Origin of the sequence: Myroides sp. A21 (genome assembly GCF_000807225.1) — a bacterium.
GTDB classification, from domain to species: domain Bacteria; phylum Bacteroidota; class Bacteroidia; order Flavobacteriales; family Flavobacteriaceae; genus Flavobacterium; species Flavobacterium odoratimimum.
Map to the genome: position 1 here is coordinate 435998 of NZ_CP010327.1, position 15820 is coordinate 451817.

A 15820-nucleotide genomic window follows, 5' to 3' on the forward strand; every position below is an offset into this window, starting at 1 on the left:
ACTAAAATGATTCAATTGTGTATTTTCTGAGGAAACTCCCACTTTAAAAATAGGTATCCACCCGAGCAAGTACATCTTGTAGTGTATGAAAATTATCCTATAAGGTCTTTGTAATTATGAGGATATAGGTCTGTAATGTTCTTGTGGTTGATGGATTGAATATTTTCAAGAACATATTTTAACCATTGGTATGGATTAACGTCGTGCTTTTTACAGTTAGCAAAAAACGTATAGGCCATAGCAGCTCTTTGTGCAGCATCATGAGAACCAGCAAAGAGATAGTTTTTACGCCCAAGTGCTACAGGTCTGATTGCGTTTTCTACAAGGTTGTTATCTATCTGTAAGTTCCCATTGTATAAATATGCACTTAGGTTATCCCATCTAGTTTGTGAGTAAGCAAAAGCTTTACCTATTTGACTTTTAGGTAAAGTTAATTTCATCTGAGTAAACATATATTTACCAAGTTCATTGATGATTGGTAAACTCTCTTTCAGACGAAGCTCTTTGATTTGATCAGGAGTTAAGTTTTGTTCTTTAACCTGTCGTTCCACAGCATATAGCTTCTGTATTTCTACAAGTACATGTTGAGCTCTTGTTTTATCATTGTCTAAAGCTCTTTCAAATTCACGACGAGCGTGTGCCCAACAGCCAAGATGTGTGACACCTGACTTATTCCCATAGGCTTTATATCCCGCGTAACCATCGGTTTGCAGATATCCTTTGAAGTTTTCTAATATAGGTAATGCAGCACTACTGGCACGAGTAGGACTGTAATTAAACATCACGAGTTTGGATATAGGTGCGTGATATACCCAGTAATAGCCTAAATGAGATTTGTCTTTCTTTTTCTCATCTAAGACTTTGATGGTGGTTTCATCAACTTGAAGATAACCTTCATTTTTGATGTCCATCACAAGCTTTTCATATAGTGGTTTTAAAGCATCCATACATTGAGCTGCCCAGCCATCTATAGTAGAAGAAGCTATATCGATATTTTCTCTTGAAAAGCGTTGCTTCTGACGGTGTAGTGGAAGATGATCTACATACTTGTCAACAAGTATTGTAGATAATAATCCTTCAGAAGGTATTCCTTTATCTATAATTCGCTCTGGAAGCAGTGCAATACTGATTTGCGTATTGTCTTTGTCTTTCGTGGCGTATTTATATCGGATGTAACGTTTTATTTTAAAGTAACCTGGAACATAATCTAAGACATCTGTAGTTTCTTTGCCAATACAAATCTTATCAGAAAAATCTCCCTCTGGGTAGATTTCTATTTCTTCTACAGGTAAATGATCGGGTAGTTTAGCTCTTCCTGGATGTTTTTTCTTCTGGCGAGAATAAGTGATCTCTTGTTTGATTACCTCTTCTTGTTCTTGCATAACTTCTGGCTCAACATCTAAAGGTAATTGAGTCTGATTAGGATCTTCAAAGCGCTCTCTGCTTTGACCAAACTTCATGCGTTGAAGTTGTTTGAACAAATATTCATACTTAGTAGCTTTTTCCTCTAACTTAATGTTCTCTTGTTCTTGTTTAGAAATAGTTTTTGACTGCTGTTTTATAAGCGTCAAAAGTTCTTGTTTTGATAAGTTTTCAAGGTCTATTTCCATGAAGTAAATATACGACAAAAGCCACATTTACACAAGGATTCAAGAGTATTTACTTCATAGAAAACCGTCTTTTTTGACTACTTTTTATTACTTGGATTCCTTCAATCATAAGCACCAAATCACTCCAACTTATTTGTGACTTGTTATGAGAAGGAAAGGCAAAAGTTCCTTGTTCTAATCGCTTGTGATATAACACAAATCTGCCTGTTTCCCAATGCAAAAGCTTCATTTGGTTACAGCGACGATTGATAAAGACATAGACACTTCCATTGTGAGCTACTTGATTCAATTCGTTTTGAACAAGACCACAAAGACTATCGAAACTCTTGCGCATATCGCATGCTGATTTATATAAATAGAATTGGTGGCTACTACTCAGACTAAACATTACACAAGGTTTACTAATGAATAAAGATCACTTAAGTCTTTCGTTTTTACACGAAGCTTCACTCCATTAGGATACACGATTTCGTATTCTGTACCTTCTGTTTTCGATGTTTTACCTATTGCTATAAAGTTACTTGCTCCATCTTCAACTGTCTTATTCTTATATTTTACTACCCAATAGCTAAATGTCGCCAGGTTAATTCCTGCACTTTCACAATACTTTGATTGTGTTAATCCACTTGCTTTCCAATCCTCTACATGAGAGTACATAATTTCTTGTTTGCTCATCTCTTTATTATTTCAAGCAAACTTACTATCTTACATCATGTTATGAAACATGTAGTTGCTCGGGCGGATACAAAAATAGCATTAGACTTTGATGTCACCCATAATAAAGGCAAAGCCTGATTTGTATAATAACTAATCAACAAATCACATTTCTTTTCAATAAACTCAAGGACTTCTTTATTCTCTATACCTCCTGTTAATGTGAACTCACTCATCCCAAACAGGTGCTCCTCATTATTCTTCTTGCTATCTTTTGCATAAACCAAGAAATGTATTTTTGTACTAGGTATTCCTTTTCTTTCTAAACTTTTAATTAAATCTGGAATAACCTTAGCTTCTGCTTTATCTACTACAATACCGATTTCTTTAAAATCATATTTAAAATCGACCGGTACTGCTTTTAATGTTGACTTTTCTACTACTTTTTGAAGTGATCTTTTCTTTAAAGTATTAAACCACATATAAGTTACTGTTTTTGTAAAGATAAACAAATAGCTAATTAGGTAATACTACATTTAACATCGAATTATTGAATTAACGCAATAAACTCCGCTTCTGTTAATATTTTAATACCTAGTTTATTTGCTTTTTCTAGCTTAGATGGTCCCATTTTATCTCCTGCCACGACATAATTAGTCTTAGAGGTAATAGAACTTCCTACTTTTCCTCCATGATCTTCGATAGCTTGTTTAATCTCATCGCGAGACATTTGTTCAAACACCCCAGATACCACTAATGTCTGTCCTAGAAGAACATCTGACACTACCGTAGATTCCTTTTCTTCTAACACAAATTGCACACCATATCCCTTTAGTCTAGCAATTATTTCTTTATTAATATCACTACTAAAGAAGTCTATTACACTTTGTGCTATTCTTTCTCCAATTTCATCTACTGTTATCAACTCCATTAACGGAGCTTCTGCCAGAGCATCTATTGTCTTATAATGATTTGCTAACTTTTTAGCCACAGTCTCTCCTACATAACGGATCCCTAATGCGTATAATACACGTTCAAAAGGAACCTGTTTAGAAGCTTCTATACCTTTTATCAGATTATCTGCAGACTTCTCTCCCATGCGTTCTAAACCTAGAACATCTTCTTTCTTTAACTCGTATAAGTCAGCGTAATTCTCTACTAATTCATTTTTGTACAACAGTACTACAGTTTCTTCTCCCAGCCCCTCTATATCCATCGCCTTACGAGAGATAAAGTGCTGTATCCTACCCGCTATTTGAGGTGGACATCCATACACATTTGAACAATAGTGTTGTGCCTCCCCGACACTTCTCTTTAACTTAGTACCACATTCAGGGCATTCCTTAATGTATACTGTACGTTCAGAGTCAGCTGGTCTAGCCTCTAAATTCACACCTACTATTTTCGGGATAATCTCTCCTCCTTTTTCCACATATACAGAGTCATTTACACGAATATCTAACTTCGCTATCTGATCTGCATTGTGTAAAGAAGCACGTTTTACTATCGTTCCTGCCAACTGTACAGGTTCCAAGTTTGCTACAGGAGTTATAGCACCTGTTCTACCTACTTGATATGATATAGAGTTTAATACAGTCTCTGCTTGTTCAGCTTTAAATTTATATGCTATAGCCCATCTCGGTGCTTTAGAAGTATACCCTAATTCATCTTGATAATGCAATGAATTGACCTTAACCACCACTCCATCTGTCTCATAAGGTAGCTCATGTCTATGAATATCCCAATAATTTATAAACTCTAATACTTCATCAATATTCTTAGCTAACTTAGAGATAGTAGGAACTTTAAATCCCCATGCTCTAGCTTTGTCTAAACTTTCATATTGTGTTGTTACCCCTAGATCACTTCCTACTATATTATAAAGTAGACAATCTAAAGGACGTTTTGCAACCTCGGCACTATCTTGTAATTTCAAACTACCAGAAGCTGTATTTCTTGGATTAGAATAAGGCGTCTCTCCGATTTCTATCAAATCTTGATTCATCTTTTCAAACCCTGCCAATGGCAATACAATCTCTCCACGAATATCAAAACTCTGAGGATAATCTCCGTTTAATCGAATAGGAACTGATCTAATTGTTCTAATATTATTAGTCACATCATCCCCTTGCACTCCATCACCTCGTGTCACTGCTCTTACCAGCACTCCATCTTCATACGTAATCGTAATAGATGCACCATCATACTTTAATTCACATGTAAACTCTACTGGCACATCACCTAATACTTTCTGTACACGTTGTTCCCAGTCTAATAAATCTTCCTTAGAATAAGAGTTATCTAAAGAATACATTCTATAACGGTGTACTATAGTATCAAAGTTCTTAGTCACCGTACCTCCTACTCTTTGTGTTGGAGAATTTATATCAAAATATTCTGGGTGAGCTAATTCTAACTTCTCTAATTCTTTTAATTTCTGATCAAAATCGAAATCTGAAATCGTTGGATTATCCAACACATAATAATTATAATTATGTTCATTTAATTCTTTGCGAAGTAAATCTAATTGTGCTTTAATATCCATTTTTTAAAACGATTACAGTTTCAACATTTCTTTAAATTGACCATATAAATGACCATCACTCAGAATAGCTCCTTGTTGGATTAAACTAAAGATTTCTTCATTGCGATTCTCTCCAAAGATTTTTCCTCCATGTCTCACTTCCACATCTTCTGTAAACACTGCATCTGATAACCATTGCAGTCCTTCTTTACTTAAAAGATCTATATCTGATTGTTTACTCTTAATTACGATAGTCTTGATTTCTTTATCGTCGAAACCAAACAAAAATATATGGCTCTTAGAATAATGTTCTAAATATTTAGCATTCGTCAGTACTCCTTCCCAAATTAAATCTGAGAAAATATCTAACTCTTGTTCTGCTACTTCTGGCTTTTCTTCTTTTATCTTATCCCATTCATTCTTATCTATCTGCTGTGCAGCTAAGAAGTTAATAAACTCTGGGTGTAATTCTTCAAACTGCTCTTTCGTAAGCCTACTGTATTTCATAATATAAATTGCATTTGAAACAAAGATAATACCTTCATTTCAATTCGTATAATGTGATAAATTAATTCTGTACTATCTCTGCTAAAGACTTCTTCATAGACACTGCATACTTTAATGGCACATAATCTGCCTCCACAATATCCATTTCATAAAATGACAACGTTCTTACATCAAAAATGAATGTACCCACCGTCACTATTCTATCTTCATAATTTTCATAAATAGTGAATTGATAGTAATTTCCTCTTTTATTAGAACCATCATTCTTTGCATTCGGAGACACATCTACTCTCACCACTACTCCCGTACCACCATTAGCTATTACAGCCTTATTGAAGTCTTCACCTAAATAGTCTTTAGCCGCAGTAGTCTTTAACGCAGCTAATACTGTCTCAAGCCCATCTTTACTCACAGATATCTTATTCGACTCATCCATTAGCGTAACAGCTTTCTTATTGTCGATCTTAAATATCTTTTCAGTACTCTTTAGAATAGCAGGTTCTTGCTCGTATAAGTTCTGCCATGGTGTAGTTGTATCTTCTTCTTCTACCTTATTTTTATTAGTACTTTCATCTGTCACCACTGTTTCTATCACCTCTCCTTCTGCACCAGAAGTATCTTTGTCATCCTTACAAGCAAATAAAGACACCCCAATAACAACTATACCTAAAACTCTCACTAATCTATTCATAACTACTTTTTGTTTTTAAACACTACTAAATCGACTACTTACTTCCTATAAATGAAGTATTAAGCTATTTTTCACAGCTTAGTTTTATACACTTCCAAGATACAAAAAAACACTAGTAATCAACCAACCTCCCTTACATAATTTAGCTAAATTATATAGCAAAAAAAAAGGCCTTCCAAATGGAAGGCCTTTTCTATATATAATCTTTTAAGACTATTCTTGCTCAGCGATTACTTCGTAATCAACTTCAACGATTACATCACGGTGTAAACGAACGTTAGCAGTATATTTACCTAAACGTTTGATAACTCCTGAAGTGATGTATTTTCTGTCAACTTCTTGACCATTTTTAGCGAAAACCTCAGCGATATCTGCATTAGTTACAGATCCGAATAATTTTTCACCACCAGCTTTAACAGCAATCTTGATTTCTAAAGCTTTTAACGCCTCAGCGATAACTTTAGCATCAGCTACTAATTTAGCTTCTTTGTGCGCTCTTTGTTTTAAGTTCTCAGCTAATACTTTTTTAGCAGATGGAGTAGCTAATACAGCCATCCCTTGAGGGATTAAATAGTTACGTCCGTATCCTGGTTTAACAGTTACTACGTCATCTTTAAATCCTAACTTTTGAACGTCTTGTTTTAAGATAATTTCCATTGTTGATGTCCTTTTTATAAGAAGTTAGGTTTCACGAATGAAAACCAACAACTTTATGATTTGTTATTATTTTAATAAATCAGCTACGTATGGCATTAAAGCTAAGTGACGTGCTCTTTTGATCGCTACAGATACTTTTCTTTGGTATTTTAAAGAAGTTCCTGTTAAACGACGTGGTAAAATTTTACCTTGCTCGTTAACGAATTTTAATAAGAAATCAGCATCTTTATAGTCGATGTATTTGATTCCTGATTTTTTGAAACGACAATACTTTTTAGTTTTGTTTGTTTCAATGTTTAAAGGCGTTAAATATCTGATATCTCCGTCTTTTTTTCCTTTTGCAGATTGCTCTATACTTGACATAACAATTAAGCTTTTTTAGATTTTAATTTCTCTCTTCTTCTCTCAGCCCAAGATACAGCGTGTTTGTCTAAAGCTACAGTTAAGAAACGCATAACTCTTTCGTCACGTCTGAATTCAGTCTCTAAGTTGATGATGATATCAGCAGGTGCTGTGAATTGGAATAAGTGATAAAAACCACTTTTCTTGTGTTGGATTTCATAAGCTAATTTTTTTAAGCCCCAGTCCTCTTTAGCTACCATCTCAGCTCCTCTAGAAGTAAGAAATTCTTCGAATTTCACTACTGTTTCCTTTATCTGAGTTTCAGATAAAACGGGATTCAAGATGAAAACAGTTTCATAATGATTCATAAATACTAAATTTTATTTGTTACAAAATTGGGTGCAAAAATACAACTTTATACATACTATCCAAAACTAATTTCTTATTTTTTAAAAAACGGATAATAAAACATTCTCTTTGTTTCTTTATTCATTTTATATAAAGCATAAACACTAACCCCATAATTAGCAAATGACAAACAAAGAAAAAACATTAAAACATAGTTGATTCCTGCTACATGATTAATTTTCCCTATTGTCCAGATAATAATGATAAAAGCCGACAACAACGCATAAACTATTTGATTATAAATAATATGCTTCCCTTCTTTCTTAAACTCCTCTCTATTATTGCTAATACAAACTATAAAAGGACCTAAAACATTTCCCAAAGGAATAATAAGCCCTACTAATATTGACAAATAATACTTTCTACTTACAATTAGTTCTATCTTCTCAACAGAAATAATATCTTTAATATCTTGCCCTAAAGCACCACATAACAATTGTAAAGTCGTTCCTCGTGGTTCACTATCTCCTTTTTCGATTCGTTGAATTGTCCTAATACTAATACCTGACCTTTCACTTAACTCTTCTTGAGAAAACCCCTTTATCACTCTTAGTTCTTTCAATTTTTGACTTAATACATTCATAGCTTTCTTTATTATATTTTAAACAATTCAAAACTACATCAGATGTATAATATTCCTTATGACATAACTATGACATATCTAAGACACTTCAGTAAATCTAAGCTTTTTCACTCCCTCTTATTTATCTTTCTATTTTCTTGTCTAATAATGCCTCTGCTCTCTGATACATTCCTTCTATAGATAATACATCTAGATCAGGGTGATTTCTCAACCACTTCGCATTTAACTCTACGATATCCTCTTCTAGATTATAGAAATCATCATTCTTCAACAGATCTCTTGTAGGATTCGTACCAAAGTAATCCGACTCACAGAATGCCTCTAATACAGTTTCGTCAATATTATTTAAAACTTCAAGTTGCTTCTTTAAAAGAGCTAAGTTTTGTGTAGCTCCTATTTTCTCTAGCCCATCAGCTATAATAGCAAAAAACTCATAATCAGCCTGAGTATTCCAAACAATCTGAGAGAAGTTTCCATTCTTATATTGAGCTAAATAATAATCAAGATAATAACTTAGGATTGCATCTGGGTGAACTGTCTCTTCCATTAATCCTCCTTCTTCTCTTACCAAGTTAATAAACGTGATATTTGAATAAACGATATCATAAGCCTCTTGACTATTAAATGAATCTTGTGATACTACAATTTTTAATTCCATACTATTATTTCTTTTTTATAACACTTCTTTTACCTTCTAAAAAAATCGCTAATAGAAATCTACATTAGCGACTACTTTCACAGAGCGATACTGTCCTATCGCTTCAAAACTTTTCAATATTTTTCGAACATTCTCTTTTGTCTTTATCAGAGGTACATTCTGAGGAATTTTAATTAAAATCACTCGTATATATTGATTGCGTATCCTATTAATCGCAGGCTCTTCTGGTCCTAAAACAGGTACACCTAGTTGCTCCTTCAGGTTGTTATACAACCAAAATGAAGCCTCTTTTAACTTCTCGAACTCTTTATGTCTTAGTGTCAGCTTAACTAATCTATAGAAAGGAGGATACTTAAAGTTATATCGCTCATACATCTGCTCTTTATACATTCCCATATAATCATAATGAGTCACTTGCTGTATGATATTGTGATACGGATTAAATGTCTGAATAATCACTTTACCCTTTTTATCCTTTCTCCCTGCCCTACCTGCTACCTGTGTCATCATCTGATATGCCCGCTCATGCGCTCTAAAGTCAGGATGATACAAACTGTTGTCCGCATTCATTATTCCGACCAAATTCACATTGTCAAAATCAAATCCCTTCGCCAACATCTGCGTTCCTACTAGAATATCGATTTGTCTCGCTTGAAAGGACTCTACTAATTTCTCAAAGCCATACTTTCCTCTAGTTGTATCTTGATCCATACGCGCAATACGCTTATTCGGAAACAACTCTTTTAATTCTTCCTCTACTTGCTCTGTACCAAATCCTTTTGTATTCAGATCCACACTGTGACATCTAAAACACTGTTTGGGCATCGGTAGCGTAAAACCACAATAGTGACACCTCAACTCATTTTTATACTTGTGATATGTCAAACTCACATCACAATGAGGACATTCTGGTACAGCTCCACAAGTCATACACTCTACGACAGGAGAGAAACCTCTTCGGTTCTGAAACAGAATAACCTGTTCTTCTAACGACAACGCCATATTTATCTCATCGATCAACTGATCTGAGAAATGCCCTGTCATCTGTTTTCGTTTATATTTATCTTTTACATCTACTAAAACAATCTCTGGCAAGACTACATTGGTATAGCGCTTCTTTAATTCCACTAAACCATACTTGCCTTGTGTAGCATTGTAATACGTTTCTAAGCTCGGTGTTGCAGATCCTAAGACTACTTTAGCATTGTGCTGTTTTGCCAATACGATAGCTGCATCCCTTCCGTGATATCGAGGAGCTGGATCGTGTTGCTTATAGTTTCCTTCTTGTTCTTCATCTACTACTATCAACTGTAAATCCTGAAAAGGCAAGAAGACAGATAACCTTGTACCGATAACCACTTTTGCTTTTTCAGACTTATTCAATACCTGATCCCAGACTTCTAATCGTTCATTGTGAGAATACTTTGAGTTATACACTGCTACTTCGTTTCCAAAATAGCTAGTCAACCTCATCACTAATTGTGTTGTAAGCCCTATCTCTGGCAATAGAAATAATACCTGTCCTTCATTTGCCAAGTATTTCTCTATAAGTTTGATATATACTTCTGTTTTACCAGACGCAGTTACACCGTGTAGTAAGACGACATCCTTCGTTTCTAATGACTGCCCGATCTCCCAAAGAGCTTTACTCTGCTCATCACTTAACTCGATAATATCTTGTACTGCATCCCCGAAGATCACACGATCTTGGTTTAAATAGTAATCTTCAAATATGCCTTTATTAATAAGTGCCTTAACTACTGCAGATGTAGATTCTGATTCTTCTACTAACTGTTTGACTGTAATCGGCTTTTTGTGCACAGCCTGCAATTGAAAATATTTTAAGATCATCTCTCTTTGCTTTTCAGCACGAGAGACTACTTCCATCAAATCTGCCAAACCATTCTCAGCCAAGTATTGCTCCGCTAGTTTGACATATCTAATCTGTTTCGGCTTATACTTCTCCACCATCTCTTCTTGTAAGAATATCATCTTCTTTTCTAGAAGAGAGTTAATCACAGGGAAGACCTTCTTTCGGTTCAGTACTGCTATAATCTCTTCTACTTTAAGAATAGACTGTACTTGAAGTGCCTCATATATTAAATATTCTGCATCATCTAATTCTTCTGCTTTAATAGTACTATCCGGATTATACTGTATAAGTGTCTCACTTTCTAAAAGTAACTGTGATGGCATAGCACTCTTATACACATCCCCTATCGTACACATATAGTAGTCTGCTATCCACTTCCATAAGCTGATCTGTTTCTCAGTGACAACAGGAGTCAGATCTATAATCTCATTGATTTCTTTTGCCTCATAGTACTGAGGTACTCTATTGTGTTTTTCGATTACCACAGCCGTATATACTTTAGAACGACCAAAAGGAACAGCTACGCGCATCCCTACTTGGATAAACTCGTATTCTGCCTCACTTACAGCATAAGTAAACGTAGGGTCTAAAGCTAATGGAACAATAACCTCAACAAAGTAATTCATACTAATAGTACTATTTTTTAGAAATCAATAATTACAAAGATAATCGCTTTATTTTTATCTCATCCCATCAGTACTATATTCGCTCTTATTTATCGCAAGGTTATATATATTCTGTAATATATAACATCTCATTACTTCTAGTAGATGCACGCGATACACCTCTACTCGCGTTGTTGAAGGTTTCTAATCTGTGATGTATAACACCTAAATACCACATAAAAAAAGCATCACTTTTTTCACTCCCTAAAAACGACACAAAACACTACTAATCAATAACATAAATCAAAAACAAACATTTCTATCCTAATTGCCCAACAGCTCCTAACAGCAGTGTATATAAGCAGTTATAGCATTTCCTTCAACACTTCTTCAACAATACCCCAAGATTGCTCTACTAGAAGGCTTGTTTCTTGAAGCAATGTTGAAGAAGTGTTGTAGGGGTGTTGAAGAAATAGAACCTATGAATAATGATTTGCTTGATAACTATTAGGTAGCCATAATTACAGGCTTCACTCCCTCTTCTCTCTCCGATTATATACCACACAAGACTTCTACCCAAAAGAAAAGGTCATTAGCGCGTGCTAATGACCTTTATATCTTTTAAAATTATTTTAGATAATCTATCTCTGTATTATAAAATAACTATTATAAATACTTCACTTATCTTTAATCTGCTTTTTTCCACGTCTGTGTTCTTCCTATCAGAGATAATCCGATATATCCACGCACATCTAGCTTATCCTTCCCATTTAGTTTCACAGTACATTTATACTGTTTACCACTTTCAGGATCAGTGATTTTACCACCTGTATATTCATTTCCTTTTTTCTGTAAGTCTTTAATGATAACAAGCCCTTCGATAGGTTTTCCCTTCTCATCTCCTTCACAGTTATCACATTTTGGGTTAGGTTTAGATGGGTTTAAAAGTTTCTTTACCTGTCCGTAATATTTACCGTCTTTCTCGTAAATTTCAACAATAGACTTCTCTTTTCCTGTACTATCGTCTATCGTTTTCCACTTACCTACTATACTCTGTGCATGTGCTGATAAAGACACAGCTAACACCAACACAATTGTCGTTAAAAAATTTCTCATAGTTCAGCGTTTAATTTTAAGGTTATAACCCAAATATAGCTATTTTTTTGACTTTAATTTATTTATAGCTAAATTTAATTCAAAACCTAACAATAGAATCATACAGTTAATCCACAAATAGAACATCACTACTAACAACGTCCCAATAGAGCCATATAACTCATTATAGCGAGCAAATCTCAATACATATACCCCAAAGAGATAAGAAGTAAGTATGTAAAGAATAGTCGTAAATACAGACCCTATAGAGATGAAGGATACTTGCTTGGTCTGCTTGGCTCCGAACTTGTATAAGATAGAGGTAGTCATCAGTACTACTAACAATAAGAATATGCTTCTAGACCACTGTATCAACATAGAATCTAGGTTAAACTTATACATCACCACCTCTAGTGTCACAAAGAATGCAACAGAGAAAATGACTAGTATCGCTAGACATACAGATAAGACTAATGCGACAAGATACTGTCTAATCAGATTGCGAGAAACAATAATGTGATACGAAGACTCAAATCCTCCTATAATCGCAAAGACTCCATTAGTCATTAAGAATATAGATAGCAAGAATCCGGATGATAGTAACGAGCGATAACTGTTATTCATAATATCGCTCAGAATAGACTCTATCGCACCAAAGGTATTCGGAGGGACAGAACTCTCGATAAACTGCATAAAGTCTACCTGAAAATTGTCTATCGGGATATAGGGAATCAAGTTCAGTATAAAAAGTGCAAACGGAAATAACGCCATAAAGAAACTGAAGGCGATAGATCCTGCCCTATAGGAGAATGCTCCTTTTATAATCCCTAAGACATATAATTCTATTAAATCATAAAGAGAATACCCTTCTAACACCTTAAAACGAATACATTTTAAAGTCCGGACTATCGTACGTATGACAGGTATTCTGTCTAATCTTTCTTCTATTTCCTGCGACATTTAATCTCTTTTCTTTTTATCAAGCTATTTTTTAGGATGTGCTATATTTCCCTTAGTCGTATCATAACCTTTATGATCACGCTTAAAGAAAAAGCTCACTGCCATAATCAAAAATAAGGCTACTACTATTACTATTCCGATGGTCTTATAGGTATTGACTAGATGTTCTGAATCAAACATGGCTATTCCCCAAAAACCTAAAATAACATATAATGCTGTTATTAATACTAAGATACAAACTATAAAACCGATAATATACTTCATACGCTATAGTTTTGATAATATTTCTTTCTTTTTTTGATCGTAATCTTCTTGTGTAATGATTCCTTCTTGTAATAATAAATTTAATTTCTTTAAAACTTGAAGCCCATCATCTCCAGACTGCTCCAGCACTTGATTAGAAGCGATACCCAGCTGCTTACCTAACTCTAGTCCTGCTCCCATCTGCACTCCTGCCCCTGCTAGTCCACCTTCATTACGAGCAGCATCTCTCAGAGCTTTCAACTTCTCTAACTCTGCATACGTCATTCCTGCTGCTTCTGCTGCTTTTACATCAGAAGTTATATTAGACACAGTGGCAATACGCTGTTGGGTCTTGGTATCGAATACTGTTCCTAGTACTTTAAAGTCTGTCAATGCAAGTCCTAAAGCAGCAAACTCTTCATTTAGTTTATTCTTGATTTCGGTAGAGATTACTTCTAGCTGCGCATCTATCTCCGTATAGCCAAATGAGGCTCCTGATAGATAAGTAGTGATAGCCTGAGGAATGCGTTGAATAAGGATATCTTTTAAGTCCATCGCTGTATATACATTCGCATTGCTAATAACCTCTCTATAAAGAAAGTTAATATCCTGTATCTTAAACGAGAATGTCCCATTCACTCCTAGTTCTATCGGAATATCATAATGCTTATCTACATACTTAATCGCACTAGGAGTACCCCAAGACTGATTAATAATCTGAGATTGTCTAAAGAAGAACACTTTTAACTTATGCTCACTTTCAAAATTCTGACGAATATTAATCAATGTCGTAATAAAAGGATGATTAGCTGTACTCAGACTAAAGGTTCCTTCTTCTAGGAGTATATCTTGTACTTTTCCATCGTATACTAATACGCATCCTTGACTCGGTGCTACGATTAACTTAGATGCATTCTTGATCTCATCTGTTGGCGACGGAAATTGATACCATACGACATCTTGTGGTTGATCCTTCCATTCTATAACAGAAGCTAGCTGTTTCTTAAAAATATTGAATAATCCCATAGTTATATCTCTTTTCCTACTGTCTTTAGTTCATAAAGGTCTGAAGTCATCTTGATCTCTCCATCCTTATTTATTATAGCAATATTAGTACTGTCTAACCTTACTAATATATAATCTCCTTCTACATCAATACTACGGATCTCTTTCCAGTCCGTTTTCTTAGTCCATAACACACTACCATCTACCCCACTTATCTTCTGCAGTGTTATAGTCTCGTTCTCCAATACAGACATCTTGATAGCAATGATAACAGACTCTGCGTCTCCTACTAGTACACGTGCTCCATCTACATAAGTATGATTAGGAGTAAGGTCTTTAATAGAAACTATCTTCGCTCTAGATTTAGTATACGGCATCACTAAAACTTTCTTATAAGGAGACTTCTCTGTGAATATACCCGATCTACCGTAATCTTTGCTCCAGTTAAAACTTACATTGTATTGTGGAAAACCTTTTTGAGTCCAATGTTCGTATTGTATCAACTGTATTTCTTCTTCTGGAAAATCAAAACCTATACGCGTAAATTTATAGGATGTAGTCTTAACTGGATCCGTTAATTTCTTATCGTATATATTAGAGATTTTATCTATAGGTAATACAACACCTATATCTGCAAATAAGGCATATTGTTTTCCTTTATTATTCGTAACTGTCAGACATTGATCAAAAGTTCTAGATTCTATCGCTGCTACTCCTCCTGCAAACTCAGGATACTTAACAAAGAAAGATTCTGTCACATTCTCAAACACTTTCTGAGAAGGGTTATACAAGAATAAATAGTAACTATTCACAATAAGGAATAGCTCGTCATTAGCCCCTCTATAATAATCTAATTTACTGCTATGCGTACCTGCTCCTTTTATAGATAGGTCTACTTCTAGAAGTGTTCTACTGATTTCTTCTCCTGTAGTCGCGTCTAGTAAGATGGTGTATACCTCATTTTCCTTACCTTTCTCAGCAAAGATATCATTAAACCACCCTGTAAAGACGATGGTATTCTTCCCTTTTGGGTCGATCATTAAGGCTGTTTCTGAATAACTAGCATTGACATATCTCACATCTCGCTTAGGAGGTGGGGTGGTGTTATACTCTGTGGTAGTAACAGGGGCTGGTGTAGAATCTGCAAATATGAATCTACTGATCTGGTAAGCGAAATAGATAAAGATAACAGCAGAGAAGCCTATAATGGCTTTTTTAGCAATCTGCACTCCTTGTTCATTATTCAGTTTACCCGTATTATAATTATGGTTAATAGTAATATCATCATTATCTAGAAAGAACTGTGTATTACAGCTTCTACAGATATAGTGGTCTTTCTTAGTCTCATCAACCTGATTACTCCCACACTGAGGACATACTATTTTCTTTATTGTTTTTGCCATAT

At 34.7% G+C, this 15820-nt stretch carries 18 protein-coding genes; all 18 read right to left on the minus strand.

Features of this window, described 5'->3' with window-relative positions; translation table 11 throughout:
* Window positions 1-92: 92 nt before the first annotated feature.
* Entirely contained in the window at window positions 93-1610 is a 1518-nt protein-coding gene (locus MYRA21_RS02015; RefSeq protein WP_039328444.1) for an IS66 family transposase, read from the minus strand.
* A 49-nt stretch (window positions 1611-1659) separates the two neighbouring features.
* Entirely contained in the window at window positions 1660-1998 is a 339-nt protein-coding gene (gene tnpB / locus MYRA21_RS02020) for an IS66 family insertion sequence element accessory protein TnpB (RefSeq protein WP_082013829.1), read from the minus strand.
* On the minus strand, window positions 1998-2285 hold the full coding sequence (locus MYRA21_RS02025) for a hypothetical protein (RefSeq protein WP_039328445.1): 288 nt from the start codon (window positions 2283-2285) through the stop codon (window positions 1998-2000). Before MYRA21_RS02025 ends, tnpB begins: the two co-directional genes overlap by 1 nt.
* 35 nt (window positions 2286-2320) lie before the next feature.
* The gene (locus MYRA21_RS02030) at window positions 2321-2746 is read right to left on the minus strand and encodes a hypothetical protein (protein WP_235280030.1); all 426 of its coding nucleotides are present in this window, start codon (window positions 2744-2746) and stop codon (window positions 2321-2323) included.
* 65 nt (window positions 2747-2811) lie between these two features.
* A complete protein-coding gene (gene ligA / locus MYRA21_RS02035) occupies window positions 2812-4809 on the minus strand; it encodes an NAD-dependent DNA ligase LigA (protein WP_006260229.1) in 1998 nt (665 codons plus the stop codon).
* A 12-nt stretch (window positions 4810-4821) separates the two neighbouring features.
* The gene (locus tag MYRA21_RS02040; RefSeq protein WP_039328446.1) at window positions 4822-5295 is read right to left on the minus strand and encodes a DUF6495 family protein; all 474 of its coding nucleotides are present in this window, start codon (window positions 5293-5295) and stop codon (window positions 4822-4824) included.
* 61 nt (window positions 5296-5356) lie between these two features.
* On the minus strand, window positions 5357-5986 hold the full coding sequence (locus MYRA21_RS02045; RefSeq protein ID WP_006260231.1) for a hypothetical protein: 630 nt from the start codon (window positions 5984-5986) through the stop codon (window positions 5357-5359).
* Window positions 5987-6199: 213 nt separating this feature from the next.
* Window positions 6200-6643 carry a 50S ribosomal protein L9 gene (rplI, locus tag MYRA21_RS02050; protein ID WP_006260232.1) on the minus strand — a complete coding sequence of 148 codons (444 nt, stop codon included), beginning with the start codon at window positions 6641-6643 and terminating at the stop codon, window positions 6200-6202.
* 66 nt (window positions 6644-6709) lie between these two features.
* Window positions 6710-7006, minus strand: a complete 297-nt coding sequence (rpsR, locus tag MYRA21_RS02055; protein ID WP_006260233.1) for a 30S ribosomal protein S18 — start codon at window positions 7004-7006, stop codon at window positions 6710-6712.
* Between the two features lie 5 nt (window positions 7007-7011).
* Entirely contained in the window at window positions 7012-7353 is a 342-nt protein-coding gene (gene rpsF, locus MYRA21_RS02060; protein WP_006260234.1) for a 30S ribosomal protein S6, read from the minus strand.
* A 74-nt stretch (window positions 7354-7427) separates the two neighbouring features.
* Window positions 7428-7976 (minus strand): helix-turn-helix domain-containing protein, encoded by a 549-nt coding sequence (locus MYRA21_RS02065; protein WP_006260235.1) that lies wholly within the window; start codon window positions 7974-7976, stop codon window positions 7428-7430.
* 121 nt (window positions 7977-8097) lie between these two features.
* Entirely contained in the window at window positions 8098-8634 is a 537-nt protein-coding gene (locus MYRA21_RS02070) for a DUF4375 domain-containing protein (RefSeq protein WP_006260236.1), read from the minus strand.
* Between the two features lie 48 nt (window positions 8635-8682).
* The gene (priA, locus tag MYRA21_RS02075; protein WP_006260237.1) at window positions 8683-11133 is read right to left on the minus strand and encodes a primosomal protein N'; all 2451 of its coding nucleotides are present in this window, start codon (window positions 11131-11133) and stop codon (window positions 8683-8685) included.
* A gap of 666 nt (window positions 11134-11799) precedes the next feature.
* On the minus strand, window positions 11800-12228 hold the full coding sequence (locus tag MYRA21_RS02080) for a DUF2147 domain-containing protein (RefSeq protein ID WP_006260238.1): 429 nt from the start codon (window positions 12226-12228) through the stop codon (window positions 11800-11802).
* Window positions 12229-12267: 39 nt separating this feature from the next.
* Window positions 12268-13167, minus strand: coding sequence for a YihY/virulence factor BrkB family protein (locus MYRA21_RS02085; RefSeq protein WP_006260239.1), 900 nt, complete (start codon window positions 13165-13167; stop codon window positions 12268-12270).
* 24 nt (window positions 13168-13191) lie between these two features.
* Window positions 13192-13431 carry a hypothetical protein gene (locus tag MYRA21_RS02090; RefSeq protein WP_006260240.1) on the minus strand — a complete coding sequence of 80 codons (240 nt, stop codon included), beginning with the start codon at window positions 13429-13431 and terminating at the stop codon, window positions 13192-13194.
* Window positions 13432-13434: 3 nt separating this feature from the next.
* Window positions 13435-14436: an SPFH domain-containing protein gene (locus MYRA21_RS02095; RefSeq protein ID WP_006260241.1), complete on the minus strand. Its 1002-nt coding sequence runs from the start codon at window positions 14434-14436 to the stop codon at window positions 13435-13437.
* 2 nt (window positions 14437-14438) lie between these two features.
* Window positions 14439-15818, minus strand: coding sequence for a TFIIB-type zinc finger domain-containing protein (locus MYRA21_RS02100; protein ID WP_006261971.1), 1380 nt, complete (start codon window positions 15816-15818; stop codon window positions 14439-14441).
* Window positions 15819-15820: the final 2 nt, after the last annotated feature.